Here is a 26,614-nt window from a genome sequence, read left to right on the forward strand (position 1 = left end):
CTACGGGAGGCTCCGGCGCAGCAGGGGACTCCGACTCATCCGACTGCTTGTCCTCGTCCTCCTTATGGTCCTTCTCCGGAGGCTTCACCTCCTCGTCCTTCTCCGGAGGCTTCACCTCTTCATCCTTCTCCGGCGGCTTCACCTCCTCATCCTTCTCCGGAGGCTTCACGTCCTCGTCCTTCTCCGGCGGCTTCACCTCCTCATCCTTCTCCGGAGGCTTCACGTCCTCGTTCTCCTCCGGAGGCTTCACCTCCTCGTTCTCCTCCGGAGGCTTCACGTCCTCGTTCTCCTGCGGGGGCTCTTCAACTTGGCCGGGGATGGGCGTGGGCAGGGTAGGGGTAGGGACCGACGATCCGGGCCCCTTCGGGGGAGGAACCGGCTGGTCGTGCCTGTCCTGTACGTCTCCGCTCGGACGCTCGAACCACGCCTTGCTGTCCTCGTCGAACATCCTGACGGTCTTCATCGGCTGGTCGGCGGGCTGCACCGCGACAAGGCTGGAAGGCTGGAACGACGACCACTGCTGGCCCTTGTACTTCTGTTGGCCCTGGACGGCGACGGGCGGGGTCAGGGGGTTGCCGCAGGTGCAGCGGACGCGCGGTACGCCGCGATCGTTGACCAGGACGGCCGTGCCGGCCTGCAGGATCGACTGAAAGCTCGTGGCGGCGTTGTTCTTGTACCCGTGGTTGGTGACCCGGGTGTCCCAGCCCAGCCGAGCGGGCGTCAGCGACCGTAGGTAGGCGGGAATGTCGGCTTGCCGGATACCCAGGGCGCCGGCGAAGGCCCTCCCTTTGTCCTTGTTCTGTGTGAGAAAGGCGATCTGCTTCTCGATGTCGCAGGTCGCGACGTTCTGTGTGCCTCCGTACAGCCCCGGGTGCGAACCGTTGACCTGGAGAGGGTTCGTACCGTTCGCGCCGGACGTCGGCGTACCGGAGGCCGGCGACGTACTAGGGGTTGCATGCCGGGGTGCTGGACTCTTGGTGTCCTTGGCCGTCGACGGGGTGAACGGATCGGAGCCGGGCGCCGAGGCGGTCTCGAGGAAGATCTCTCCGGCGCTGCTGCTCCCGCCCATGAGGGTGGTGCCGAGGATCACCGCCATCGCCACGAACGCCGCAGCACCGGCAGTCGCCATCGTGCCGCGCGCACGCCACCAGGGCGACGGGCCTCCACGACCCCGGCCCGGCCCACCAGGTCCGCCGATCCCGGCCGGCGGACCTGACGGAGGGCCCAGTGGAGGCGGAGAGCCTGATGGAGGCGGAGAGCCTGTTGGGGGCGGAGAGCCTGTTGGGGGCGGCGCCGGCGTCTCCGAAACCTGCTCACCTGATGGCCGCCCGGACAGCGGACCGGACGGAGGGCCCGTGGGGCGCTCGGACGGAGGAGGCAGGGAACTCATGACGCCCTCCCCGCATCCAGGGCATGGGGAGAGCAGCGTTCATTCTCATTCGCCCTCCTCATCTCCATAAGGGGTCTCGTATCAATGAGGGGACTCGTATCAATAACGGGACTCCACGTCCGGGAGGCGTGAATCATGGCATTCTCCTCTCGCGAGAAATGACGAAGAAGCCGGACGGCCCGTGTCACTTCACGAGCCGTTCGGCAGCGGGGCACATGTCCCGGAAATCGCACTGCCAGCGCTGTTACCGATGATGTGGTGGGTCCACGTGCTCTGGGTGAGCCCACGTCTCCAGTAAGTCCCGGACCCCGGATCGCGTCATGCCGCTACTTTTCGGGACTTGACAGATGGCAGTGCCGGCAATTAACGATCGATTGCTCCACGACAAAGGCCCGGGTCATGGACCCGGGCCTTGTCTCTGTTTTCCGGACCTCGCGCAGGCCGACGCCTGACTGGGGTGGTTACGCCGCCGGGGCCGGCCGGCCGTGACCCTGACGGGCAGCCACCGTGAAGCGGGCATCGGCCGTCGCTCCGTTGACGGTCACCGCGAGCGTGCCCGTACCGGACCGGAGCCCGGTGAGCCGGCCCGTCGCCGGGTCGTACGCCGCGACGTGCCACGGCTTGGCCCGGTCCGGGTCGCCGACGTACACGTTCGGCGAGCCGCTCCAGTCGGCGCTCACCGGGAAGCCGACCGGCACCTCACGCGCACCGACGCCCTCGCCCTGGAGCACCGTCGCCCCGACGTCGGCGTCCTTCCCGGCGGGCAGCGTCTCCGGGGCGGTGAGCGTCAGGCCGTCGACGTGCGCCCTGGTCTGGACGGACATCCAGTCGGGGCCGCCGTTCCACGGCCGTCGTCGCGCCACGGCCTGCTGGGCCTTGGACACCTGGTCGACGCCGACCAGCGACCATCCGGTGAAGCCGCCCCGGTCCGCCGGAGTGGACGGGTTCTTCCCCGAATTGCCGTTGATCAGGTACGGGACGCCGTCCACGTGCTCGGCGTGGAACGTGCCGACGTGGCTGCCGATGAATCCCGCGCCCTTCCCCGTCGTACGGCGGAAGTCGGCGAGCCAGCCCTCCAGCATCGCCGCCTCTTTGCGGTCGCCGAGCTGGCTGCCCTTCTGCGGCGTGGGGTCGCGCGGCGGTACGTGCTGGATGACCATCACCGAGCCGATCCGCGGGTCGGCGGCGGCCCGGTCCAGTTGCCGGCGCAGCTCCTTGATCTGCGCGAAGCCGCCGCCCCGCAGCCCGAGGCTGGAGGTGTCGAGGGTGATGAAGCGGGTGCCCTCGTGGTCGAACGTCCGCTGCGCGGGCCCGAATTCGGCCACGAAGTTGTCGATCTTTCCGCCCATGACCTCGTGGTTGCCCGGTACGTAGTCCCAGGGCAGGTCGTCGCCCAGCTCCTCCTCCAGGACGGTGCGCGCGAAGGCGAGGTCCTCGGGCGAGCCCTCGTCGACCAGGTCGCCGTTGATGACCAGGAAGTCCGGCTCGGCGGCCTTGATCTCGCGGAGGGTGCGCCGGGCCTGGGCGACGATCGGGCTGCCGGGGCTGCGGGCCACGAACTGGGCGTCCGACATGACAGCGAACCGCCAGTCCCGGCCCTCGACCCGGGCGGCCGGATCGACGAGCGGGTCCCGGTGGACCGGCTCGTCCGGCAGCCCGACGGCCGGCGGGACCTTCGCAGTGAGGTCGTCGATGACGATCTTCCCGGTGTACGAGCGGGACGCGCCGGTCTCGGCGATGTAGAAGCGGTATCCGGTCAGCGGGTACGAGACCCCGGCGGGGACGGCGAATTCGACGTACTTCCAGCCGGTCCAGGTCACGTAGGGCCCGCGCAACAGCTGGTCGGACCCCGCCGAGTCCTTCAGGTGCAGGGTCGGCCAGGCGCCCTTGCCGTCGCCCTTGATCCACATCCCGAACGACTGCGGCTGGCCGTCGACGGGTATCAGCTGCCCCGGCGGGTTGGCGTACGCGGCACGGGTGGCGGTCGACTGGGTGAAGTCGTAGCTGATCTCCAGGCCGGTACCGGTGTGCCCGTCGGCCGTCGGCGCGACCGAACCGGAGGCACGGGCGGCGCTGAACGTCCAGCGGCCGGCGTCGTCGAAGGACGCCACCTGCTGCTCGGCCAGACCGACGGTGACGGCGAGCACCGTGCTCCTGCCCGCCACGGTCGCCCTGACCTGACCGGCCGCGGCCTGGGCGGTACGCGCCTTGACGGTGAAGCCGCCCTCGGCGTTCGGCGTGATGTCGAAGAGGCCGCGGTCGTAGTCGAGCGTCACGTCGGACGGCTCGATCGGCGCGCTGGTGCCGTGTGCGTCGAGACCGACGATGCCGAAGCGCCCGGACGTCTGTGCGTCGGCGAGACCGACCCGCCGGGCCGAGGACCGGATCCGGTCCAGATCGTCGAGGACGGTCAACCGGACGCTGCCGCGGGCACTTCCGCGCTGCGCGGTGACCTTCGTGCTGCCGCTGCGCCCGGCCGTGAACACGCCGTCGGCGCCGGCCCGCCCTACAGCGGGATTCTCCGCGCACCAGCGCGGCGCCCCCGCCGCCGGACCGTACGTCTCGTCGTACCCGGCCGCGGTGAGGCGGCGGGTGAGTCCCGGGAAGACGCGCTCGGGGTGGCCGCCCCTCACCGGGTCGGCGGTGGGCGCGGAACCGGGGTCCACGGCCGTCTCGACCCAGTAGCCCCTGAGCTTTCCGCTGCCGTCGGGGGCGGTGAAGGCGAGGCCGTTGGGGACGGTCCGCTCGGTGCCGTCGGACGGGCTGTTCTCCACCTGTGTCGTGTCGCTGCCCGGTTCGCGGGCGACGAGCGTCGAGGAGCCGCCGCCGTCGAGGTTGATGGCGTTGTACGCGCCGGCCCGCTCCATCATCAGGGCGAGTTCGGTGAGAGTGGTGCCACCGCTGTCCGCCTGGCGGCCGTCCACGCTGAGGACGTGCATCTTGCTGCCGTCCTGCGAGAAGCCGACGGCAGTGCGCGGGGCCGCGGTGTTGTTGCCGCCGCCGTCGTGGTCGACCGGCTCGCCGTCGACGACGAGCAGTTCGTTGGCGCCGATGGCTGTCCGCGGCACCTCTCCCGTGTCCGCGCGCGGGCGGTACTCCATGGCGACCGGGTCGCCGACGGCCAGCCCGGCAAGCGCGTCGGCTCCGGCGTCACGGCCGACCAGCACGGTCGTACCGGCCGGGACCGGTCCCTTGCCGGGCGCGACCGCCGCGGTGGCCACCTTCCCGTCCACGACCGTCACTTCGGCGGTGCGCTGCGCTCCGTCGACGGTGAGGGCCCGGTCCGCCTCGCCCCACTGGGCGTTGTACGCGCCGACGCCGTTCGCCGGGACGTTGGCGGCGTTGAGCGAGGCGAGCGGGCGGGTCCCCGCGGGGAGGGTGAGTGTGCCGTCGAAGTAGAGCTGGAGGATGCGCCCGGCGTCGGCCGGACCGAAGCCGATGGCCCGGTGGTGGCCGATGGCCGCTGAGTTGACGAGCCGGCCGTCGTCGATGGCGACGCCGCTGGGCGCTCCGGTCTGGTTGATGTCGAAGAAGTCACCGTTGATCGCGGCCACCGTACGGCGCCCCGGACCGGGATCGTGCTCGGCGGCGAGCTGGGAGACGGTCTTCCTGGCGGCGACCTTGCCGGGGTGGAGGTAGTCGACCTCGGTGTCGGCGGTGAGGTCGACGGAGAGCGAGTCGACGCGCAGCCACTTGTCGGACTCCAGCCGGTCGTACGAGGTCAGCTCGACGCCGGGGGCGATGGGGCGGCTGGTCCTGGCCGTCTTCAGCCCGTCGCCGTCCGCGATGGAGAGGGTGTCGAAGCCCGCGCCGGGCCCGTCGCCGTCCGGGCCGCTCGCGGCGGGCGGCGAAACGGCCCGCAGCATCTCGGCCGCGGACCGCGCGACGGGCTCGGGCGGCGGCGGTACGGCCTCGGCGGCGGCGGGCCCGACGGCGCCCAGCACCAGGGCCGAAGACACCGTCACGACAAGCACAGGTCTGATGAATCCAGTGAATCCAGAACGTCTGATGAACCCTGGGAACCCTGTGACCCCTGCGAACTTTCTGACCCCTGCAAACCCTGTGACTCCGGCGAACCTTGCGAATCCTGAGGAAACCACGGCGACTCCGGTGAAGGCGGCCCATGTGTGCGCCTGCTGCGCACTCGTCAGCGATTCAGCATCGCCGCGCAAATGAGGCCGTACCAGAGGGCGTTGGCGACGTCGGGGGCCACAGGTCGTGAACATCTGCGACTTACACTCACAGCATGCTGCCATGACGCTACGCTCGGTAGGCAGCGGTGAGCCAACTACCGTGCTGCGAGCAGTCGTTCCCCGAGATCGGCGCAGCGGTATTCGCGCACTGCACGGCAGATCCGCGGACGCACGAGGGGACGTGACCGATGGCCGCCCAGAACCAACTCGACCCATACGCCTCGCCGAGGACCTTCTACGGCTCCGAACTGCGCCGCGAGCGCGAGGGCGCCGGCTACTCGCAGGAACAGCTCGGCGAACGAGTCTTCTGCTCGGGCACGTACATCGGCCAGTTCGAGTCGGCGAAGCGCCTGCCTCAGCCAGAGGTGTCCCGGCTGCTGGACGAGATCTTCGATTCCGGAGAGCACTTCCAGCGCCTGTGCCACCTTGCGCGCAAGTCCAAGCACGCGGAGTACTTCGCGGACGCGGCGGAGCTGGAGCAGCAGGCGCGGACCATCGGCGAGTACGCGCCGATGCTGGTGCCGGGGTTGTTGCAGACGGAGGCGTATGCGCGGGCCCTGATCAGCGCGGCCCAGCGGTTCGAACCACAGGACACGGTCGAAGGGTTCGTCAGGGCACGCGTGGAACAGCAGTCCATTCTCGACGGCCGGATGGCACCACTGCTGTGGGTCGTCCTGCACGAGTCCGCGCTTCGGGTAAAGGTTGGCGACTGCGCAGTCATGGCGGAGCAGCTCGCAAGCCTCGCTGCGGCGATTCGGGCGAACCGGCGCCTACTGGTGCAGCTCCTTCCCTTTGAGGCCGGAGCCGCCGCCTTCCTGAACGGCACAACCATCAATATGACCTTCGGCGACGCACCCCAGGTCGTCTACATCGAGAGCGCCTTCACGGGGCAACTGATCGAAGATCCAGCACTAGTTGCTCAGTACGCCAGGGCCTACGATCTGGTCAGGGCTGCTTCATTGCCGCCGGAAACATCCCTCAACCTGATCGAATCGGCGGCGAGGGACTACGCGAGCCAATGACCCCCGTACCTGATCTGACCACCGCTACGTGGCGTAAATCGTCGTACAGCAACGGCGATGGCGGCGCCTGCGTGGAAGTGGCTGACGACCTCCCCGGTGTCGTGCCTGTCCGGGACAGCAAGATCCCCAGCGGAGACGTGCTTCTGTTTCTCCACTCCGGTTGGTCGACCTTCGTGGACGCGGTAAGGACCGGGTCGATCAGCGGAACGTGACGCCAGGACTCGTACCCATTGCGTGCCTTCTCGCTCACAAGGGGGACGGGCATTCACCTCACCGAGCACGTATGCTCACGCCGCCGAGGCCACCTGCCATGGTCCCGACGGTCGGCCAAGGTGAAGCGGGCCTCGGCCTTCGCCCCGTCGGCCGTGCGCGCCGCGAGCCTTCCGCCCCCCGGCAATGACTGGTAAAGCACACAGTACGCAGAGTATGGTCCCTTGTATGGCCACTAAAAAGGTGACGGTGACGATCCCGGAAGATCTCCTCGATGAGATCCGTGCGGAAGCAGCCGAACGGGGCATGTCGGCGTACGTTGCCGAAGCTCTGCGCTTCAAGCGCGACCGCGACCGGCTCAGGGAGCTCGTCGACTGGCTGGAGGAGGAACACGGCCCGGTCACTGAAAGCGAGCGGGCGACGGCACGCGGCGAACTGGACGATCTCGACGCAGAGCACGAACGCCGCCGGACGGCCCGGAAGAACCGCTCGGGAGAAGCCGCGTGAGCAAGCGAAGCCGTGAGCAGGGGCCGCCGCTCCGGATCTTCGTGCTCGACTCCGAGGCGCTGTCCCAGGCCGTGCGCGGGGACCGCATGATGATCGCCCGGCTGGAACTCGCCGCCCGCGGTGAAGCCGAGGTGGTGACATCCCCCATGACGCTTGTCGAGGCATACGACGGCAGGACGACTGAGCAACGCTGGGACTGGGTCCTCTCTCGCATCAATGTCGCCGACGTCGGAAAGGACGAAGCCCGACAGGCCCGTCGACTCCTGTCCGATACGGGGCTCCATGGCCACAAGTACGCGATTGACGCCGTGCTTGCCGTCGTCGCGCGACGTCAGAAGGGTCAGGTCACCGTCTTCACGTCAGATGTGGACGACCTGGAAAAGCTGGTCCCGGACAGGATTGTCGTCAGGAAAGTCTGACCAGGCCGAGGCCACTGAGCTCGCGCCACACCGGCTCCAGCGCGCCGCCGAGAGCGGGAACGCAACAGTCGTCCTCGAAAGCCTCGGTCCCCTCGATGGCCTCCTGGGCAGCCGCGAACCACGACCCGGCGGTCACGTGTCGAACTCCCCCAGCCAGCTTCGCTTCAGGAGATGGATGGGGAGCTGGTCCGCGACGGCATCGATATCGATGGGGAAGTCGCCGTCGTAGGCCAGACACGCGATCGCCAGCGGACCGATCGCCCACAATCCGCTGACGTCTCCGGCGCGGTCCTCCTGGCTCCAGTAGCCCTTGTGCATTTCGAGGGCTTCGACCAGGGCAGCGTTGAAACCCTCGTGGTCCCGCTTGATGAAGCGGTAGAAGAGATTGATGGGCGGATACGAAATCTGCTGAAGCCAGTCGCGCGGAGCGGTCCGCGCCACGTCGGGATGCGACTGCTGGAACGCCTGCGTGAGCGCCTCCACCATGTCCCCTGGCCGCTCCGACCAGTACGCCTGCAGGGTCGTCACCCAGTGGTACAGATACTCGTCGTGCACCGCCCCGGAGGCCCGCAGTACGTCCGGCGGAACCTCGCACAGTTCGGTCATCCGCTTCTGATCACGGCAGATGACCGCGAACCAGAAAGCATCCAGCCAGTTGGGCGCATTGGCGAACTGACGCGGGCCCATAGCCGGAAGCTGCCGGATCTCATGATGGATACGGCATGCCACCGTTCCCTCACTGGCACCCGTAACCCGGAACAGAGCGGAGCCCACCTGCATCGTGTTAACCACGGCCTCCCAGGTTTCGAGCCGCGACCCCCTGCGATCCACAGCAGATCGCGCGGCCACGGTCACATGAAGGGCGTTCCACAGCGTGTCGATCGCCTGAGGCGAGTTTTCCAGGGACTCGATTTCCTCGATCGTTTTCGTGATCAGAGTCTGTACGGAGTCCTCGTCGACAGTTGCCCGTATGCCGGAACAGCGTACGGGAAATGCCGCTGGGCTTGCCTCCTCCGCCGGGGCGCTCTGTGCGTGCAGACGGCGCATGATGTCCATCAACTCGTCGGGCGGGACGATGGAGAAGGAACGCGTCGCCTCGTCGATATGCGTGAGGCACGACACCACGCCCTTGTGCCACCAGTACACCCGCGGCGAGAGCGGCCCCGGATTGTCCTGGTGGGCTCCGAGTCCGAAAGCGGCCAGGTCATTGACCGCGTCGACGACGTGGTGGTCCTCAATCGGGTGGAACGCGAGGTAGTGACGGCTGGGGACGGTGAACAGTGCGCCCTCTACGGGGAGTTCACGCCCGGCCACTGAGCGGTAGAAGTCGTCGAGCACCAGCGCCTTGCTCGCGACGAACATGGACTCGCCCGACACGATGTGCAGTTCCGCGCCGCTCTCCGTACGCGTGACCTCGTACTCGACGGGCTCCTTGACGAGGTTGGCGCGGCCGGCAGCCCTCAATTGCTCCAGGCCCACTCGGGCGACGGCCTTGTCGTCGAGGAGCCGTACGGAGTCGGGCAGGTCCAGCGCGAGCGTCTCGAGCAGCCCGGGCGCGACGTGCCGGGCGTACTGGAACGAGGCTGCCGCCTCCGGCGGGAGGGCGTCATCGGGCGCGAGACGGAGGTAGGCGCGCGGAAGGATCTGGTCGGGGGTTTCCATTGGTGCCTGAGCGGCGTTGTCGAGTGCGTTGAAGCGCTGCTCCACGAGCTGGGACCAGGCACGGGGGTCGGCACGCCGACAGAATTCAGCGAGGTTGTAAAGGCTGCTGGTGCCCTGAGATGCGGTGACGGTGCCGCCGGCGACCGTGACCGGTATGCCGCGGCCGGAGTGGTACTCGCGCACCAGGTCGCGCAGGTGCTCGGCCTGCTCGATCGACAAGGCCGGAAGGTGAGGATCGGGCGCGGCAGAGCCCTTGCCCTTGGACCTGAAGAACATCGTGGTCTTACTCCGTTCGTGGGGTGTTGGCAGGGATGGTGGAGAGCCGCTCTTGCCCGAAGGTCCGTGCCACGGCTTGCCGACCTCCGACGAAACGCCCGTGCGCACTTTCGCGACGTACTACGTGTCGAACTCGCCCACCCAGGTGCGTCGCAGGAGGTGCTTGGGGAGGTACTCCGACTCGACCTCGATCGGCATGTCCGCGTCGTACGCCATGCAGGCGATCGCGAGCGGGGCCAGGGCCACCAGGCCGTCACCGCTGAGAGCGCGGGCCTCGTCCGTGGTCCAGTACTCCTTGTGCCATGTCAGGGCCGTCACCAGGGAATCGTTGAAGGCCTGATTCTCCCGGCGCAGGTAGAGCTGGAACAGCTCCAGCGGCGGGTAAAGAATCTTCAGCATCAGGTCCGTGCCTGCGATCCGGGCGTGCTGAGGATCGGTGCCGTTGACCGCGGCGACCAAGGTGTCCCAGGTCTCCGATCGGCCGAACCAGAAATTCTGAAGGGTCTCGATCCAGGCGTAGACGTACTCGTCGAACTCCGCGCCGGAGGCGCGCAGAAACGACACCGGGACCTGCGCCAAATGCTGAGCACGCTCGTTCTCGCGGCAGATCAACGCCAGGTAGAAAGAGGTAAGCCAGCTCCCAGCGTGCAGGTAGTCCTGCGGGCCGGTCGCGGGAAGCTTGCGCACCTCGTCCAGAGTCCCGACCCGGCTGGCCACCGGGCCCTCCGGTGCTGTGCCCGCGGCGAAGAGCGCGGAGCCCACCTGCATCGCAAGAACCCACGACTCCCAGGTTTCAAGATCGCCCGCCACGGGGTCCCGGAGGCAATGCCACTTCGCCGCCGAGAGCGAGAACGTCAGCGCATCGTAGCGGTCGTCCTCGGACACCTCGATCCCCTCGATGGCCTCCTGGGCAGCCGCGACGACCGGCTCCATGACCTCCGCCGCGTTGTCCGTACGGAAGTTGTGGCGGGGGATCACGTCGGGAACTCGCCCAGCCAGCCGCGGGTCAGCAGGTGGTGCGGCAGGTAGCCGGACTCGACCTCGATCGGGAAGCCAGCGTCGTAGGCGAGACAGGCGAGGGTCAGCGGTGCCAGCGCGAGGTGTCCGGCGGGGTCGGCGGCCCGCTTCTCATCGGTGGTCCAGTAGGCCTTGTGGAGTTCCAGCGCGTGGCCGAGGGCCTCGTTGAAGCTGTCCCGATTGTTCGTGACAAACCGGTAGAACAGTTGGATCGGCGGGGCGAGAACGGTCTGCAGCAGGCCGCTCGGCGTCTGTACGACGACATCCGGGTGCGACGTCTCGATGGTCCGGGTCAGCTTCTCCGCGAGGTCCGGCCCCTGGAGCCAGTACGTCTGGACCGTGTCCACCCAGTGCCCGACGAACTCGTCGTGTCCGCCGGAAGCGATGCGGTCGAGCGGGACCTGGCACAGCTCGGTCATCCGCTTCTGGTCCCGGCACACCACGGCGAGCCAGAACGTGGTCAGCCAGGATCCGAGATCGGCCGGGCCCGCGGCCGGGAGGGTACGCATCCGGCGGTTGATCCGGCACTCCACGGTGCCCTCGTCCGCGGACACGGCGGCGAACATGGCCGATCCCAGCTGGAGCGTGTTGACCACCGATTCCCACGTCTCCAGCTTTGCCGCGCGCGGGTCGACGGTGCAGTGGGCACCGATGTGGAGAAGGGCGCTGCTGAAGGTCTGCCCGATCGAGTGCGCGTATTCCTCCAGTTCGTCGATGTCATCGACCAGGTCGCCGCCGAGGTACTCAGCCCATTCCTCTTCCGTGGCTCCGGGCGAGAATTGCCGACTGACGATGACGGTCACGGAAGGCTCCTCTGGCGGTACCGAATCACCGTCGTCGCGGTCATGGCCGGAAATCCGGTAGCCGTGTCGCCCGCCGCCCGGGCGATCGTGGCCGCTGCTGATGGTCTGCCTGCCTACGTAGGGAACTCGCCGCACCAATTGCGCCCCAGGAGGGTGGCGGGCAGGTACTCGGACTCGACCTCGATGGGGATGCCCGCGTCGTGGGCGAAGCAGGCGATGGCGAGCGGCGCGAGCGCGACGAGGCCCGGGATCGTGAAGGCTCGGTCTTCCTCGCTCCAGTATTCCTTGTGCCACTGGAGGGCATCGGCGAGCGCACGGTTGAAGCCGGCATGGTCCTTGCGGACGATCCGGTGGAACATCTCCATCGGCGGGTACAACAGCTTGCCCACCGTCTCCGGATCGGCGACGACTTCCGGGTCCGTGCCGTCGACCGCGGCCACCAGCTTCGGGACGAGGTCCTGGCCTCCGAGCCAGTAGGTCTGGAGGACGTCGATCCAGGCGTAGTGGTACTCCTCGAAGCGCGAACCGTTCTCACGCAGCAGGGATATGGGTACCCGGCACAGGGCCGTGATCCTGTCCTTCTCCCGGCACACCACCGCCAGGTAGAAGGCGGTGATCCAGGATCCCGGGTGCACGTACCACTGCGGGCCGGTGGCCTGGAGTATGCGGTCCTTGTGCGCGATGCGGCACTGTACGTGATCCTCGGCCGTGGTCGCGGCAGCGAACACGGCGGAGCTGACCTGCATAGCGTTCACCCAGGCATCCCACGTGGGGAAGATTGACGCCCTAGGGTCCATCAGGCAGTGCGCCTCGGCAAGGGTGAGCGTGGTGCCCAGGGCATCGCCTAGATCGGCGGAGTCCGCCTCCAAACCGTCGATCAGTTCCTTTGCGTTCTCCTGGAGCACGGCGAGGCCCGCTTCCGCGTTCCCCGTGGGAAAGGGATGGCGGGGGATGATCGAGACCAACGCGTTTCTCCTTAGAAGAGCTTGAAGTGCTTGAGCTCGGCCCCAGCATACTTACCGGTGTTCTCGGAAGCCTGGACGAGGACGTACTGCAGGGTCTTGTTCTTGATGGCCGCTCTGATCTCCTTGGCGTACTTGGCGTCATCTGGCGACATGATGGCGCGCTGCTCCATATCGGCCAGGATCGTGCGGACGTACTCGATGGTTCCCTGCTTCACCATGGTGCCGCTGTCGATCGCACCATTGCCCTGGCGCCAGTCCAGTCGTGCACTGGGACCCTTCGCCTCGACGATGATCAGGTTTCCATCCTTGTCACGCCAGAGCTGATCGAACCGCTTGGACCCGTTGGGAGTCTCCGGCAGAGGGGGGTCGTCGACCTCTTTGGCCCCTTCGAACTCCCTCTGCAGGAGCATGTGCTGGCGTGCGGCCTCCTCGCCGAGGGCCTCGCCGAGCTTGCTGTTGTTGGAGACGCCCGCGCCGACCGTCTCGTCGAAGTGCTTCTGCGCATCGGCGAGCGCCTTCGCGGTCTCATCGGTCGGGATGTCGTCGAAGTCCTTTCGGGCGTTGGTCAGGTCCATGCCTGCCACGCGCTTGGCCGAAACGTCGTCGAGGTGTTTGAGGCCTTGCGGATCAACCGTGTCCCGGCCCCGTACGAGGTCCTCGAGGTGGTACGTCTCCGGATTCGCGTACGGCAGGTCGTCGGCGGCCATCCAGCCTCCGCCCGGCTTCTCGACGAGCTTCGGCAGGGTCTGGCCGTCGACCAGTTCGGTGGAACTGTTGCGCTTGCCGAGCCCCCACTTGTCGTAGTGCTCCGCGCGCCAGACCGGGTCCTCGTTGGCCAGCCGGACGTGCTCGCGGGTGATCGCCGCCCGTTCTGCGGGCGTCCGCTCGCTTGCCGGCTTCTCACGGGCAGCCTCGTACTCCGCGCGGTGGGCCGCCTCGTCGCCCACGCGTGCCGAGTCGTCCGCTCCGTCGCCCAGATCGTCCAGCCCGCCCCCGCCTGGGGTCTCCGGGTGGCCGCCACCCGGGACGCCGTTGTCGGCAGTGGAACCGCCCGGAACGCCGTTGTCCACCGTCGAGCCGCCCGGCACGTCCCGGCCGCCGCCACCCGTGCTCGGGCCCTCCGAGTGGCCCGCGCCGCCCGTCGGGGCGTTGTCGCCAGTCCGGCCCCCGCCGCCCGCAGCGTTGTCCAGGTTGTTCGTCGGCATGCGGTCGCCCACGCCACCGCCGGGAGCGTTGTCCCCGACGCGGCCCACCGGCATGTTGTCGCCCACACCGCCACCCGGCAGGTGGTTGGCGCCGCCGCCCGGCGTGCGGTCGAACGTGCCTCCGGCCGGCGTCTCGTCGCCGACGCGGCCGATGTCGCCGAGGTCGTTGCCGAAGCTGTCGCCGAGGCGGACGGCATCGTCGCCCCGCCCGCCGACGCCAGCCAGGACCGGCGCCTCCTGGCGGGCAGGGGTGTCCACTCGCGGGTTGTCCGCGCCGGTGGTGGGGTTGGCAGGTTTGCCCTTGGGGGCATCCTCAGCGCGCTGGAGGAGGCTGCCGTCTTCGCCGTACAGATTGCCTTTGATGTCGGTGTACTTCGCCGGGCTGTCGTCGAACGGCGTTTTGACCGTGTTCGGCGGCAGGATGGTCGTGCCCTCGGGCAGCTTGATGTTGCCGTCCGGCAGCTTGATCGCGCCCTCCGGAACCGCGGCTCCCTTGGGCAGCTGAATCGTTCCGTCAGGCAGCTTGAGCGAGCCCTCCGGCATGCTGAACGCTCCATCGGAGATCTGCGGGACCTCGACCTTCCCCATGCCCTTGAGCGCGGCCATCACATCGCCGATCTTCGACACGCCCGCGCCGGCGCCCTTGAAGACATAGGTCATCGGGTCCACGGCCCGGCCGGCCTTGCCTGCGAAGGACAGCGCCTTGGCCGCCGCGCCGACCTTGCCTGCGCCCGACGCCGCGCCGCCCGCGCCGCCGGTGAAGACTGTCGTCAGGACGTTGAAGGTGACCGCACCGGCGGCACGGCCCGGCTTGGAGCCCCACTGGTCCCAGGCCAGCAGGGCCTTGCCGGTCTCCTTCATCGCCGTACGGGACTCCCGCAGCCAGCCGGGGAGCTTGTCGTCCGGCATCGCCATGTACGCGGCGCCCACAACTGGAGTGACGGTGATCGCGATACCGGTCAGGAGCTTGCCCAGACCGGTCCAGGCCTGCCCGGCCGCGTCCCAGCCGTCGACGCCGACCAGCGTGCCCAGGCCCTTGATCGTGCCCCAGACGCCGTCGACGAAGAAGCCCTCCAGGAAGTCGCCGGCGTGCTCCCACACCTGCCACGCAGGCGTCGACTCCTCGACCGCGTCACCCCAGGGCAGGCTCTCGGCCTGCTTCAGCATCTCGGCGTCGTAGCCGTACATGCCTTCCTTGTGGGAGCCGTCGTCGACCTTGAGCGGGTCGCCGCCGACCAGGGCGACGATCTTGGCGTGGCAGGCCCGCTCGGCAGCCTGGAACTGGGTCCACACCTCGGCAATCTCATTGCGGCGATCAAGGTTCTCCTCGATCAGATCGCCGTCCTCACGCCACTTGTCGTCCTTGGAAACCTCGTCACGGAAATCGACGGCGTCCTGCCGGAGCTGGTCCAGCTTGGCCTTCAGCGGGCGAACGTCACTGGCATACGTACTCAGTGCACCCGCGATGACGCCCAGATCGGAACTCAGGGTCGCAGCCTTGTCCTTGACCGGCTGCGTGGTGGCGAACAGCTGCTCCGCCTCCGGCGCCTTGTAGAACGCCCGCAGCCCGCCGAAAGTGGTGTGGACGTCACCGGCGGCAGTCGTGATCTTGCCCCCGGCGCCGGACAGTGCCTTGATCTTCTGGTCGAGGACTTCCAGGTTTCCGGTGAAGACCGGGACCTCACCCGGGTTGACCGGTGCGTCGCTCACTTCTTCTTCCCCCCGAGGTCCTTCAGCAGGTCAAGCCGGACCGCACGCGCCGCGTCCTGCGCCTCCTTGGCCTGGTCCAGGTCGCCCTGGACGTACTCGTTGGTGGCCGTGGCCGCGCCCAAAACCGCAGCCTGGATGCGCTTGGCCATCGCCTCCAGATCCGGCTTGCGCCCGTTCGCCCATTCGGCGAGCGCCGCGGCGACCGGTCCCAGCGTGTTCTGCCGCAACGGCGGCCGCCCCGGCGCCACCGGACCCTGCACAGGCGCCCCGCTGTAAGCCTGCGAACCCGGCACCGCCGTACCAGCCGCCTGAGCAGCCCCGGACACATCCGACATAAGGGCCGTCAGCACCTTCTCCAGATCCCCGGCATGCGTGCCAACGACCTTCAACTGGCCCTGCACACCCTGGGGCTGAATGTCCCACGCCGTCATGAACGCTCCCCCTGCGCAATCACCCTGCTACCGCCGCTCCGACATCCGCGGCGTACCCCAGAGGAACGTTTCCTCTGGGGTACGCCGGATACGGTCAGCCGATGTTGTCGACCGCGGCCTTCGCCCGCGCAAGCGTCTGCTGCGCCGTCGCGTCGTTCTTCTCCAGCGTCGTCTTCAACAGGTGGATGATGTTCCGCACCTCTTGCGAAGTGCTGTACCAGCGCAGCTCCTTGCCGTGGTACTCGTCGGCCACGCCGTCCGCCGCGAAGTCCTTCATCGCGTTCTTCACGTGCGTGTCGCGCGCCGTGATCACCTGCTCCAGCTGCGCGATCACCACCTGGATGTTGCCCTGCGCCTCGGTCGACGCACCCGTGTCGTACGAACGACGGTCACTACCCGTAGCCATTGGCTGTCACTCCCCGTGAGATCCGAACCCGAACACTTCCGCCGCACAAGCCGGTACCGGTCAGCGGCCCGAGAACCGCGCCGCGTCGAAATTCGCCGCCGACATCTGCGTCTTCGCGTTCTCACCCTGCTCCTGGTCGCCCGAGGCGAACGCGGCGTCCATCCCCGACTGGCCACCAAGAATCGCCGACAGCGAGCCGTTCAGAGCCGCGGTGATCTCGTCCGCGCGCATCTTGAACGAGTCGAACATCACCTTGCCCTGCCCGTTGAACTTGCCCTCCAACGGCTGTGCGGCCTGGATCAGCTGACGGATCAGCACTCCCAGGTCCGTGCTCGAACCCTGTGACTGCGACTGCAGGGTCGACAGAACCTGCGCCCCCATGTCGAACTTCATCGGACTCCCCCCGCGGACCGGACGATCATTTGCAAGTCATCCCTATCAACTCAGGCGTCACAAGTGCAATTAGCAATCGCGCCACTGTGACCAACTCCCGACAATGTCGCATCAGATGTGGGCAACAGCACGCAAATGACGGTCACTTGGCGTAGCGGCCCAAGCCTCACTCGCCCTTCAGATGCCGCACCAACCGCTCGAAGTCCCGCCACGCCGACAGGTCCCACTCCTTTCCCAGCAGCGGGTAGTACAGCGCGGGACGTGTCCTCGGACCGAGCTGTACGGGCGCCTCCTCCAGCGGCGTACGCCGGGCGCGGTCGCCGGGCAGCGCGCGGACCTCCTCCGCGCCGAGCACGAAAGCCACGGGTACACCGGGCCCCTCGAACCGCGGTGGCACCGCCAGGTCGCGGCGGGCTTTGCGGAGCTGTACGAGCATCGACTGGAGGCGGTGGCGGGTCGCGAGCACCTCCGCGGCCCTGGGTACGGCGGCCAGCGGTGGCTCCTCACCGGGCCCGTAGCCGAACGCCAGCGTGACCTCCTCCTCGACTCCCGCCTTCGTGCGGCGGACGAGGACCGTGGCGAGTCCCGGCCGGTCCGGGCTGCCGACGACCACGAACCAGGTCGGCTCGGGTGCCCGCTCGAAGGCGACATCGGTCAACTGACGCGGCGACCAGGGAAGATTGGCGGGCTCCGAGGTGCCCCAGCCGGCCGGAGGCTCGCCGGTGAGCTCACGCCACACCGACTCCAGCGCGCCGCCGAGTACGAGACGCTCGTCCGCGGGGTGGACCATGCGGAAGGTGAGGGCCAGCTGGCGCTCGCCGGTGTCCGCGATTCCCTCCTGGTAGGAGGCGGCCACCGGGGTTTTTGGGTCGTCGGCGGTCGCGCCGGGCCCTTCGACGATGGTGAACATCCCGTCCTGCCAGCGCAGTACGGCTCCGGACAAACCGTCGTAGTAGCCTTCCCGCTCGTCCTGCACGACCCAGCGGGACGGCCAGCCGCTCAGGCTGTGCCGTACGGCTGGGGAGAGCGTGGTGCCCGCCGGGGTGACGACCTGGAGGCCCAGCCCGGCGTTGGCGGCGGCGCGGAGCGCGTCGGAGAGCCAGGCCGTCATGGCGACGACCGGCCGGTCCTGGATGACGACGGCGGCCTTGTCGGTGAGGACGTCGATGGCGGGCTGCGCGGCGGCGGGCGTGGGCGCGGCGCTCACGCCGTCGCTCTTCACCACGGCCAGGTCGCGCGCGGCCTCCGGCGGCCAGACGGAGCCGCCGACCAAGGAGGCCAGCCGCGCCGCGAAGGTGCCCGCGAGCCGCTCGGCCTCCTCGACACCGGTGGTGGCGCGGGCCTCCGTCCACCAGAACGGAACCGGGGGCGCCGTGGCGCCGAGCAGCCGCTCTGCCTCGCCCGCGACCTGCACGAGCATCGGCGCCTCGACGGAGACGAGGGGCCGGCCCTGCTCGTCGCAGAGCTGCACGACGGCGCCTTCGCCCGCCGCGTTCACCAGCTTGTCGGGCCCCCCGGAGAGCAGGCCCGCGAGCACGCTCAACGGATCGGGCATGCGCTGAGTGAGGGCGATGACGTCCTTGGTCATGTGGTCGTCGGTCCTTCGTCGTTCGGGTGGTGTGCCCTACGCACACGGCGCGGGATGGTCGCCGGTTGCGTCACTCGGCGGAGTACACGGTCTGGATCAGCCGGTTCGGCTGACCCCTGCGGATGAACACTCCCCGCCCCGGCGGCTGCTGGGAGGCGTACACGCCAGGGAACAGCTGGCCCTCGCTGCGGTCGCCGGCCATCAGGACCGCCGACGCCCCCGACTCGCGCAGGCCCTGCACCAGCGGCTCGTACATGCCGCGCGACGCGCCCGCGACGCGGCGCGTCAGGACGAAGTGGAGGCCGATGTCCACGGCCGACGGGATGTACGGCAGGAACGGGGAGAGCGGCGACTGGCCGGCGGTGGTCAGCACGTCGTAGTCGTCGACGAGGACGACGATCCGGGGACCGCTGCCCCAGCTGCCGGGCTCCAGGTCCTCGAGGCGCGCGCTGTCGTCGGGCAGCCGCTTCTCCAGTTCGGTGGCGATCCCGGCGGCGAGGCCAGCGCACATCTTGGCGTTGTACGCGTAGCCGCCGTTGAACTCCTCGGGGATCGCGCCGCGCAGACTCCGTCGCGGGTCCATGATGGCGAAGACCAGCTCGTCCTCGGCGTAGCGCTCGATGAGACCGCCGGCGATCGTCTTCAGCAGGTTCGTTTTGCCGCACTCGCTGTCACCCATGACCAGCAGGTGCTGGTCGTGCTGGAACAGGTCGAGCAGGACAGGCGCGAGTGCCGTCTGGTCCAGGCCGATCGGCACACGCTTGGGTTCGGCAACCGGGCCCGGCAGGAGATTGGGCTCCAGGACGTGCGGCAGAACCCGTACCGGCTGGGCGACCTCCCCGCTCCAGGTGGCGCGGATCGTACGGGCCGTGCGCTCCAGGACCGCGCCCAGCTCCGCGGTGTCGGCGAGCCCGTCCGTACGGGGCAGCGCGGCCTGCGCGAAGAGCTTGCCGTCGGTGAGGACACGGCCGGGCTCGTCGGGCGACAGGGTCTCGGCCAGCTTGCGGTCGACGCTGGACTCGCTGGGGTCGTTGAGACGCAGCTCGACGCGGGTGCCGAAGTTCGACTGGGTGGCGATACGGACGTCGTTCCAGCGGAGCATGCCCGCGACGACGTGGATGCCGTAGCCGCTGCCGCGCTTGAGGATGTCGACAACGGCGTCGTCCAGCTCCTCGAAGTCGTCGCGCAGCGCGCCGAAACCGTCGATGACGAGCACGATCTCGGCGGAGGCCAGCTGGGGCAGCCGGCCCGCCGCGTGCAAGGTGCGCAGCTGGTCGACGGAGTCGATGCCGTGGTCGCGGAAGAGGTCCTCGCGGGCCGCGAGCATGCTCCGCACCTCTTCGACGGTGCGGGCCGCGCGCTCGCGGTCGGCCCGGCCCGCGATACCGCCGACGTGCGGCAGCCCCGAGAGGGCCTGGAGACCGCCGCCGACCAGGTCGAGGCCGTAGACGCCGACCTCCTTCGGAGTGTGGGTCAGCGCGAGCGAGAGGACGAGCGTGCGCAGGAGCGTCGTCTTGCCGGACTGCGGGCCGCCGATGACGGCGGCGTGGCCGCCGGCCACCGTGAGGTCCAGGTACCACTGGCCCTGCCACTGCTTGGTCGGGTCGTCGAGCAGACCGAGCGGCACCTGGAGCGGGCCGCTCCCGCCCTCCCCCAGAGCTTCGCCTGGGCGGTGCCCCCACCGGCCACCACCCCTCGACGAGCGCGCCGCGCGCCCGCGCTCATTGGCGAGCTGCATGCCGCGCGGGCCGACGTCCAGGGGGCCGGCGACCGTGTCCAGGGCGATCGCGTCGGGAAGCGGGGGCAGCCAGATACGACGCACCGGACCGGCGGCGTTCTCCATCTGTCCGACCATGACGCCCATCTCGGTCGGCCCGGTCTCGCGGCGCCGCATCGCCGGCTCCTGCGGGCCCGGACTGTCCGGCTCGGCAAGGGTGTTGTAGGCCTCGTACTCGAGGGCGAGGGGTCCGGTGTCCTCGTCCTCCGCGCGCTGCACGGGACCGCGGTAAGCGCCCGAGACATAGCTCGCCTTGAAACGCTCGTAGTGGCTGGTGTCGACCTTGAGGTAGCCGAAACCGGGCAGCGGCGGCAGGTGGAAGGCGTCCGTGGTGTCCAGGACGGTACGGGACTCGTCGGCGGAGAAGGTGCGCAGCCCGAGCCGGTACGAGAGGTAGGTGTCCAGGCCCTTGAGCTTGCCGCCTTCGATGCGCTGGCTGGACAGCAGCAGGTGCACACCGATGGAGCGGCCGATGCGGCCGATGGACAGGAACAGATCGATGAAGTCGGGTTTGGCGGTGAGGAGTTCACCGAACTCGTCGATGACGATGAACAGGTGGGGCAGCGGGTCCAGGTCGGGCCGCTGCTCGGCGCGCAGCGCGGCGTAGTCACCGATGTCGGCGACATTGCCCGCGTCCTTGAGGACCTGCTGGCGGCGCTTGACCTCGCCGGCGAGCGAGGCGTGGACGCGCTCGACGAGACCGGCCTGGTTCTCCAGGTTGGTGATGACACCGGCGACGTGCGGCAGGTTCGCGAATGGCGCGAAGGTCGCACCGCCCTTGTAGTCGACGAGGACCAGGGCGAGGTCCTGCGGCGGGTGCGTGGCGACCAGGGCGAGGACGAGGGTGCGCAGGAGTTCCGACTTTCCGGAACCGGTGGCGCCGACGCACAGACCGTGCGGGCCCATACCGAGCTCGGAGGACTCCTTCAGGTCCAGCAGCACCGGCTCGCGGGAGTCGCTGATACCGATGGGCACGCGGAGGAAGGCGCGTTCGCCGCGCGGCGCCCACAGGTGCGACAGATCGAGCCGCGCCACGTCGTCGATGCCGAGCAGATCGGCGAAGTCGACGGGCCCGGACAGGGGTGCGTCGACGAGCGACTCGGCGGACAGGCGCAGCGGCGCCAGCATCCGGGCCAGGCCCTCGGCGAACGGGATGCTGACCTCGTCCACCGTGCCGTGGGCGCTGATCGGCTCCTGCTCGCGCAGGTCCTCGATGATCACCTGGTCACCGTCGACGGTGATCCGGACGCCGACGTGCCCCGGCTCCTGGACCCGCTGTTCCAGCAGGTGCAGGACGGTGACGCCCATCTCGCGCAGGCCGACCGCGTCGTCGGGGCGCGGCATGTCGACGGCGTCCTCGCCGTGTCCGTCGGTGACGACGAGCAGCCGGGACGTCATGGACAGGGCGTCCTTGCCGGCCAGGCCGCGACACACCTCGGCGGCGTAGGAGGCGCGGCGGCGCAGTTCGGGGCCGATCTGCCGGGCGAGCCGGTGCGCGTCGGGTGCGATACGCCGGGCGGCGACGGGGCCGTCGAACTGCTCGGTGTCGAGCAGATGCGGCATCCACTTGGCCCACTCCCAGTCCGCGAGCCGGTCGCCGGGCACGGCGAGGGCCATCGCCACGTCGTCGGGTGCGTGCATGGTTGCGGCCTGGACGAGCAGGGCGCGCGCGACGCGCAGACAGTCCTCGCGGGGACCGATGACGCTGATGTTGCCAATGCGGTCGAGCGGGACGGTGAGCGGGAGTTCGGTGCCGGTGCGGAAGCGGGCCGTCAGCGCCGACGCCTCGTTGAGCATGAACTGGTCGGGCGGGGTGAGGACCGACGAGCCCTGCTGGGCGATCTTCAGATCGCGTACGGGCATCTCGCCGGTGCCGACTCGCACGCGCAGGAAGTCGGCGTCGGTGCGGCGCCGCTCCCACAGGCGGGCCGGGTCGCGCACGATGTCGTACAGGGCATTCGGCGGCGGGTTGAGGACGTCGGCACGCTCGCGCCGCTCGCGCTCCTCGCCGGAGAGCTCCTCGCGCAGGTCCTCCAGGTAGGCGAGGTAGGCCTCGCGCTGGGTGCGGCGGGTGCGCTGGGCCTTGCCGCGCTGGGAGAAGACGAGTGCGATGGAGCCGATGATGGTGACCACGAGGATGATCGCGCCGAGTGCAGCGAACTGACTGTTGCGTACGACCGTCATCATCACGACGGACGACATGACGCCGGCGACGGGCAGCAGCGACATCGCGATGTTGCCCGACTTCCCCTCGGGGAGGTTGGGCGGGGCCTCGATGGTGCGCGCCTCGGAGGCGGCCGGGGGTCGCGTGGTCCTGGCCGGGCGGTGGATCAGTCGGGTACTCATCGTCGTCCGTCATTCACGGTCGGGCTCGGCACGGTCGGGCTCGGCATCTGGGTCAGTGGCGCTTCTGGGAGAGCTGGAAGGCGTCCGCGGCAATGCGGGTGGCTGCTTGCCTGGTCGAGCGGGCGAGCAGTTCGGTGCGGATCGCGCCACCGGCCGCCAAGTGCCTGTCGTACGGCAGGATCTGGACGTTCACCCCGGTGGACTTGAGCGTCTGGGCGGCCGCGTCGAGGTCGAGTCCCGAGTGGGGTACCTGCTCGGTGAGCACGACGACCGTGCCGGCGACCATGTGTGGGGGCAGCCCCCGCATCCACTGGAGCACCGAGTACGTGCTGGTGATGCCTTCCAGCGTGGCGGGGGCGGCCAGAACGCGGGCCTGGGCGGCGGAGAGCGCGACCCGGGCGACTTCGGCGGGCAGCGTCTCGCAGTCGACGACCGTCACACCGAAGTAGCGGCGCAGCGCGACCATGGCTCGCTCGTACGCCCTGGTGTCCAGCATCGCGCCGATCTGGCCCTGACTGCCGGGCAGCAGCCAGGCGTTGTCGGGCAGCTGGACGAGGTAGCCGGTGACGTCGAGCAGCGACATCTGCGGCTCGACGATGTCCGCGACATCGCCGGTGGTCCAGCGCAGCGTCTCGGCACCGAGCCGCAACGGCAGCGAGCCGAGCGCCGGATCGGCCTCGACGAAGAGGACGGGATCCTGCCGGTAGTGCGCGTACGTGGTGCCGAGCAGCGCGGCCACGGTCGACTTGCCGGCGCCGCCGCGGATGGAGGTGACGGCGATCTGCCGGCCGGTCGTCACGGGCTGCTGGAGCACCTGGGCGGTACGGGTGGCTTCGGCGACCTCGCGCGCAGCCGACGAGGAAACGGTCCGGCGCAGAGCACGGACGGCGCGCGAGGCGAAGGGCTCTCCGCGCTGCGGCTTGCGTCCCACGCCGGCGAGGCTCTCGTCGACCACGGGCCGGGAGTCGGGGGTGTGCTGCGGGCGGGTTCCCTGGCCAGAGGCGTACGCGGCCGAGGCTGGGGCTGGGGCCTGGGCCTGCTGTGGGAGGTGGCCCTGGGGTACCGCCTGGCGCTCCTGCGCCGGGTACGGATACCCGGGCGTCAGGGGCGCGCCGGGCGCGGGGACACCGGGGCCCTGGGCGGGCTGCCGGCCGTCGGACGCCGGGGTGGCGGGTATCGGGCCGGGCCTCTGGGCGGGAGCGCCCGCAGTCGGTGCGAGAGAGCCGTGCGCCGTTGGGGCACCAGGCACGGGGGCGCCGGGGCCCTGCGCCGGCTGCTGGGCCCCGGAAGCCTGCGCACCCTGCTGGGCGCCGCCCCTCAGGTCGCGCAGCACATCGCCCTGCCAGTTGTCTCCGTTCGGCATGTCTGCCCTTCTTCTTCCGCCCTGCTGCCCCGCCCGGAGCGCCTGCGCGTTGACTCAGAACTTGTTGAGCAGCTGTCCGTACACGCCGAACACACCGACGGCGAGCGGGAAGAACCCCACCATGCCGATGGATTCGACGAGATCGGCCGTGCGCCGCAGCCGGACCTGCACATGCTCGGGCGGCTGCACCGCCAGAACGAGCAGCGGCAGCACCGCGGCCGCGCACAGCACGGCGAGCGGTCCGGCGCCCCCGGCATGCTCCATCCACAGCATCACAAGGCGTACGACGAGGAACGCGGCGGCAGCGAAGAGGGTCACCACCTCGGCAACGAGCGGGAAGGCCCGCGCTCTCGACAGGAGCACCACGGCGACGAGTGCCGGCAGCGCGACGGTCCAGACGGTCGGCCTCTCGGCCAGGGTGAGCAGCCAGCCGGCGGAGGCCGCCGAGACCGCGGTGACCATCGTCGCGAGGGCGAGGCCGCGGTGCGTGGCCGCGAGCGCGTTCTCCACCTGGTGACGGCTGACGGAGACGCCGCCCGAACGGCGGTCGTCGAGTGCGGTGAGCCCGCTCGCCATCAGGGCGACCCTCGGCAGCACTCCGAGCAGCACCACGGAGAAGACGGCCATGACGGCGCCGAGCCGGGCTGGATCACCCTGGACGGCGGCGACGACCTCCCACACGACGACGATCGCCGCCGTGGCCACGGCGCCGATGAGCCCGCCGCGGCCGAGCGGCGAGAAGTAGCCGAGCAGCACCAGCGTCAGGATCAGCGCGCCCACGACGGCGCCGAGCCGCACGGCCCCCGACCAGTCGTACGCGTCGGCGGCGGTCCACGCGGTGACGATGCCCAGCCCGCCAGAGGCGAGCAGGAGCGCGGTCGCCAGGCCCCGGTTGCCCTGCCCGACCTTGGCGACGACCGCACCGGCCGCCAGGAGTGCGAGTGTGACAGCCGCGAGGGAACCGGTCAGGGCCTCGAGCGCAAGCTCACGACGGGCGAGCAGCGCAGCGATCACCGCGAAGGCGACGGTCGCCACGCCCGCACTGGCCCGGCGTGCGGCGGGACGCCAGCGCCAGGCCTGCAGATCGAGGTCGTCGGCCACCTGGTCGGTGACGTCATGCACCACGGGAGCGGGCGGCGCGGAGTGGGTCCTGACGAGCCGGAGCATGGCGCCGTCGGCTATCCCGGCCGACGCCAACGTGCTGTCGTGCGGCAGCGCGGAGCCGTCGGACGTGATCAACTGCCGTGTCATCGGGCGCGAAGCAGCCCGGTCGTCCAGCAACTGCAGGATGTCCGGGAGCAGTTGTCCGATCGGAGTGTCGGAGGGCAGGACAATGTCGGCCCGGCGTCGCTCGCCGACCAGGGTCACCCTGCTCAGTTGCGCCCGGGAAGTCGTTGCTGTGCTCACCACTTACGGGAACCTATCATCGCGACGTTGTGAACTTGCGGGCCAATCGGACATACCTGCGCTGCCGGCCTTCGCTCATTCCCCTTCCAGGAAACTCTTCCTGTCACGGCGAACTCTTCCTGCATTTCACGGGGTTACTGCGAACTCTCCAGGATCGGCGGATTTCTACGGTTTCGCCGACGTCGCCTACTTCGCCGGCCGCTCGTATTGCGCCTGGCGTTGCTGCTGCTTCTCCTGCTCGGCCTTCTGCTTCGCCAGCGTGTGCTGAAGGAAGGACCACCCGACGCACCCCGCACACAGAACGGCAGCGATGGCGATCCCGGCGAATACCTTCCCGAGCCGCTCGTCCGCCGTGCGCCGCGTCCGATGCGCCCCGAAGAGCAGCGCGTCCCTCATCCTGCGCCGACGTACCGCCACCGACTCCAGCAGCTGACTGTCGTAATCCCGTGCCATCCGTCGCCCGTTACCTCAGACCCCCGTTGTTTTGCCTCTGCAACATAAAGCATGGGGGAGTAGGCAGTACACCCTGGGGTCGCCGGGTACGAGTGGGTCAGGAGTGGGGATTTGCAGCTTCCTCGTCCTGCCGCGCGCGACAAAACTCCAGATCACGGTGAACGGCGTGAAGATGACCAGCGAAAGACGGGCTCCACCAACCCTGATGACGTCAGCTCTTACCGACCGGCCAGGTCCTTCACGGCCTCGAGGCTCGGAGCCTGCTCAAGGGAGCCGGGGACGATATGGCTGGGCTTGGCGGAGTCCGAGTCCCGAACCAGCTCCGCGAGCGCTGCCGTCGGGGCGATGCCACGGGCCTTGGCCTCGTGCAGCTTGGAGACGTACAGGGCCCCCATGTTGAACGCCTCGTCGCCTCCCGCACGCCGGACCTTCCAGTCGGCTGCGTCGTCCTCGTCGTTCGCCCATACGTAGCCCAGAATCGTCCCCTGCCGGTCCGCCACGGTCACGTGCTGCACCGGCTTGTCCGTGGTGGTCGCGTAGCGCGGCGGGCTGTCGACTTCCTCGAACGGAAGCGGCTCGGTCATCCGGGGAGAAACGCGTCGTTTCCGGCTCATGGTTGCGCCTTTCGCCTGCTACTACCTGCGCAGGACTTCGCCGTAGACCTGGATGACCGAGCCCCGCTCGTAGCGGTGGGAGACGAGCCGGAAGAACAGCTGTGCCGCCTCGGAGTCGAAGGGAACGTAGCCGATCTCGTCCACGACCAGCAGCGCGTACCGGTCCAGCCGAGCCAGTTCCTCGGCCAGGCGCCCGACGGCGTCGGCGTCGGTGAGGCGGGTCACCCACTCGGCCGCGGTGGCGAACTGCACCCCGTGTCCCGCCTGGCGGGCCCGCATGCCCAGTGCGATGGCCAGGTGCGTCTGGCCGGTCCCGGGCGGGCCGAGGAACACCGCGTTCCCGTGGGCGGCAAGGAAGTCCAGGGTCCCCAGGCGGGCGACGGAGTGCCATTCGAGAAGACCTTCACCAAGGGCGTCGACATCTACGAGGTGCAGGCGATCCTGACGCAGTTCGTGG

The 26,614-nt window shown here is 69.3% G+C and carries 22 protein-coding genes and 1 pseudogene; 5 read left to right on the forward strand and 18 right to left on the reverse strand.

Features of this window, described 5'->3' with window-relative positions; translation table 11 throughout:
- On the reverse strand, positions 1 to 1,129 hold a 1,129-nt coding region (locus ACWGI8_RS12970), incomplete at its 3' end, for a DUF6777 domain-containing protein (RefSeq protein WP_453660412.1).
- A 722-nt stretch (positions 1,130 to 1,851) separates the two neighbouring features.
- Positions 1,852 to 5,349 (reverse strand): phosphodiester glycosidase family protein, encoded by a 3,498-nt coding sequence (locus ACWGI8_RS12975; protein ID WP_453660442.1) that lies wholly within the window; start codon positions 5,347 to 5,349, stop codon positions 1,852 to 1,854.
- Positions 5,350 to 5,771: 422 nt separating this feature from the next.
- Between ACWGI8_RS12975 and ACWGI8_RS12980 the strand changes: the two genes are divergently transcribed.
- From ACWGI8_RS12980 to ACWGI8_RS12995, 4 genes are all read left to right on the forward strand, one after another.
- Positions 5,772 to 6,605, forward strand: coding sequence for a helix-turn-helix domain-containing protein (locus ACWGI8_RS12980; RefSeq protein ID WP_453660414.1), 834 nt, complete (start codon positions 5,772 to 5,774; stop codon positions 6,603 to 6,605).
- Complete coding sequence (locus ACWGI8_RS12985; RefSeq protein WP_453660416.1) at positions 6,602 to 6,817, forward strand: DUF397 domain-containing protein; 216 nt, start codon at positions 6,602 to 6,604, stop codon at positions 6,815 to 6,817. The genes ACWGI8_RS12980 and ACWGI8_RS12985 overlap by 4 nt, the downstream gene beginning before the upstream one ends.
- 226 nt (positions 6,818 to 7,043) lie before the next feature.
- A complete protein-coding gene (locus ACWGI8_RS12990) occupies positions 7,044 to 7,322 on the forward strand; it encodes a CopG family transcriptional regulator (RefSeq protein ID WP_453660417.1) in 279 nt (92 codons plus the stop codon).
- A complete protein-coding gene (locus tag ACWGI8_RS12995; protein WP_453660419.1) occupies positions 7,319 to 7,741 on the forward strand; it encodes a PIN domain-containing protein in 423 nt (140 codons plus the stop codon). Before ACWGI8_RS12990 ends, ACWGI8_RS12995 begins: the two co-directional genes overlap by 4 nt.
- Here the strand turns inward: ACWGI8_RS12995 and ACWGI8_RS13000 are convergent.
- The 16 genes from ACWGI8_RS13000 to ACWGI8_RS13075 form a co-directional block, all read right to left on the reverse strand.
- Positions 7,728 to 7,877: a hypothetical protein gene (locus ACWGI8_RS13000; RefSeq protein ID WP_453660421.1), complete on the reverse strand. Its 150-nt coding sequence runs from the start codon at positions 7,875 to 7,877 to the stop codon at positions 7,728 to 7,730. The two genes, ACWGI8_RS12995 and ACWGI8_RS13000, sit on opposite strands and share 14 nt — an antisense overlap.
- Positions 7,874 to 9,679: an immunity 49 family protein gene (locus ACWGI8_RS13005; protein WP_453660422.1), complete on the reverse strand. Its 1,806-nt coding sequence runs from the start codon at positions 9,677 to 9,679 to the stop codon at positions 7,874 to 7,876. Before ACWGI8_RS13005 ends, ACWGI8_RS13000 begins: the two co-directional genes overlap by 4 nt.
- 120 nt (positions 9,680 to 9,799) lie before the next feature.
- The gene (locus tag ACWGI8_RS13010; RefSeq protein WP_453660423.1) at positions 9,800 to 10,657 is read right to left on the reverse strand and encodes an immunity 49 family protein; all 858 of its coding nucleotides are present in this window, start codon (positions 10,655 to 10,657) and stop codon (positions 9,800 to 9,802) included.
- Positions 10,654 to 11,499, reverse strand: coding sequence for an immunity 49 family protein (locus ACWGI8_RS13015; protein ID WP_453660425.1), 846 nt, complete (start codon positions 11,497 to 11,499; stop codon positions 10,654 to 10,656). Before ACWGI8_RS13015 ends, ACWGI8_RS13010 begins: the two co-directional genes overlap by 4 nt.
- Before the next feature lie 113 nt (positions 11,500 to 11,612).
- On the reverse strand, positions 11,613 to 12,464 hold the full coding sequence (locus ACWGI8_RS13020) for an immunity 49 family protein (protein ID WP_453660426.1): 852 nt from the start codon (positions 12,462 to 12,464) through the stop codon (positions 11,613 to 11,615).
- A gap of 11 nt (positions 12,465 to 12,475) precedes the next feature.
- Positions 12,476 to 15,379: a hypothetical protein gene (locus ACWGI8_RS13025; RefSeq protein ID WP_453660428.1), complete on the reverse strand. Its 2,904-nt coding sequence runs from the start codon at positions 15,377 to 15,379 to the stop codon at positions 12,476 to 12,478.
- Complete coding sequence (locus tag ACWGI8_RS13030) at positions 15,376 to 15,810, reverse strand: DUF6507 family protein (RefSeq protein ID WP_453660429.1); 435 nt, start codon at positions 15,808 to 15,810, stop codon at positions 15,376 to 15,378. Before ACWGI8_RS13030 ends, ACWGI8_RS13025 begins: the two co-directional genes overlap by 4 nt.
- A 94-nt stretch (positions 15,811 to 15,904) precedes the next feature.
- On the reverse strand, positions 15,905 to 16,216 hold the full coding sequence (locus tag ACWGI8_RS13035) for a pore-forming ESAT-6 family protein (protein WP_453660430.1): 312 nt from the start codon (positions 16,214 to 16,216) through the stop codon (positions 15,905 to 15,907).
- Positions 16,217 to 16,276: 60 nt separating this feature from the next.
- Entirely contained in the window at positions 16,277 to 16,609 is a 333-nt protein-coding gene (locus ACWGI8_RS13040; RefSeq protein ID WP_453660432.1) for a hypothetical protein, read from the reverse strand.
- Positions 16,610 to 16,775: 166 nt separating this feature from the next.
- On the reverse strand, positions 16,776 to 18,197 hold the full coding sequence (locus ACWGI8_RS13045; protein ID WP_453660434.1) for a DUF6177 family protein: 1,422 nt from the start codon (positions 18,195 to 18,197) through the stop codon (positions 16,776 to 16,778).
- A 70-nt stretch (positions 18,198 to 18,267) separates the two neighbouring features.
- Complete coding sequence (gene eccCa, locus ACWGI8_RS13050) at positions 18,268 to 22,320, reverse strand: type VII secretion protein EccCa (RefSeq protein ID WP_453660435.1); 4,053 nt, start codon at positions 22,318 to 22,320, stop codon at positions 18,268 to 18,270.
- Between the two features lie 52 nt (positions 22,321 to 22,372).
- A complete protein-coding gene (locus tag ACWGI8_RS13055) occupies positions 22,373 to 23,683 on the reverse strand; it encodes a MinD/ParA family protein (RefSeq protein ID WP_453660436.1) in 1,311 nt (436 codons plus the stop codon).
- 54 nt (positions 23,684 to 23,737) lie between these two features.
- Positions 23,738 to 25,093, reverse strand: a complete 1,356-nt coding sequence (eccD, locus tag ACWGI8_RS13060) for a type VII secretion integral membrane protein EccD (protein WP_453660437.1) — start codon at positions 25,091 to 25,093, stop codon at positions 23,738 to 23,740.
- A gap of 183 nt (positions 25,094 to 25,276) precedes the next feature.
- Positions 25,277 to 25,543: a hypothetical protein gene (locus ACWGI8_RS13065; protein ID WP_453660438.1), complete on the reverse strand. Its 267-nt coding sequence runs from the start codon at positions 25,541 to 25,543 to the stop codon at positions 25,277 to 25,279.
- A gap of 218 nt (positions 25,544 to 25,761) precedes the next feature.
- Positions 25,762 to 26,157 (reverse strand): hypothetical protein, encoded by a 396-nt coding sequence (locus ACWGI8_RS13070; RefSeq protein WP_453660439.1) that lies wholly within the window; start codon positions 26,155 to 26,157, stop codon positions 25,762 to 25,764.
- A 21-nt stretch (positions 26,158 to 26,178) separates the two neighbouring features.
- On the reverse strand, positions 26,179 to 26,490 hold the full coding sequence (locus tag ACWGI8_RS13075; protein ID WP_453660441.1) for an ATP-binding protein: 312 nt from the start codon (positions 26,488 to 26,490) through the stop codon (positions 26,179 to 26,181).
- A gap of 54 nt (positions 26,491 to 26,544) precedes the next feature.
- Between ACWGI8_RS13075 and ACWGI8_RS13080 the strand changes: the two are divergent.
- Positions 26,545 to 26,614 (forward strand): annotated as a pseudogene (locus ACWGI8_RS13080) (PH domain-containing protein); the annotation flags it as partial.

Source organism: Streptomyces sp. NPDC054841 (genome assembly GCF_053611045.1).

Bases quoted from the DNA above. Each gene is read 5' to 3' on its own strand.
- ACWGI8_RS13005 (WP_453660422.1), bottom strand. From the start codon at position 9,679: ATGTTCTTCAGGTCCAAGGGCAAGGGCTCTGCCGCGCCCGATCCTCAC.
- ACWGI8_RS13030 (WP_453660429.1), bottom strand. From the start codon at position 15,810: ATGACGGCGTGGGACATTCAGCCCCAGGGTGTGCAGGGCCAGTTGAAG.
- ACWGI8_RS13035 (WP_453660430.1), bottom strand. From the start codon at position 16,216: ATGGCTACGGGTAGTGACCGTCGTTCGTACGACACGGGTGCGTCGACC.
- ACWGI8_RS13045 (WP_453660434.1), bottom strand. From the start codon at position 18,197: ATGACCAAGGACGTCATCGCCCTCACTCAGCGCATGCCCGATCCGTTG.
- ACWGI8_RS12980 (WP_453660414.1), top strand. From the start codon at position 5,772: ATGGCCGCCCAGAACCAACTCGACCCATACGCCTCGCCGAGGACCTTC.
- ACWGI8_RS12985 (WP_453660416.1), top strand. From the start codon at position 6,602: ATGACCCCCGTACCTGATCTGACCACCGCTACGTGGCGTAAATCGTCG.
- eccCa (WP_453660435.1), bottom strand. From the start codon at position 22,320: ATGAGTACCCGACTGATCCACCGCCCGGCCAGGACCACGCGACCCCCG.
- ACWGI8_RS12990 (WP_453660417.1), top strand. From the start codon at position 7,044: ATGGCCACTAAAAAGGTGACGGTGACGATCCCGGAAGATCTCCTCGAT.
- ACWGI8_RS13065 (WP_453660438.1), bottom strand. From the start codon at position 25,543: ATGGCACGGGATTACGACAGTCAGCTGCTGGAGTCGGTGGCGGTACGT.
- ACWGI8_RS13040 (WP_453660432.1), bottom strand. From the start codon at position 16,609: ATGAAGTTCGACATGGGGGCGCAGGTTCTGTCGACCCTGCAGTCGCAG.
- ACWGI8_RS13070 (WP_453660439.1), bottom strand. From the start codon at position 26,157: ATGAGCCGGAAACGACGCGTTTCTCCCCGGATGACCGAGCCGCTTCCG.
- ACWGI8_RS13055 (WP_453660436.1), bottom strand. From the start codon at position 23,683: ATGCCGAACGGAGACAACTGGCAGGGCGATGTGCTGCGCGACCTGAGG.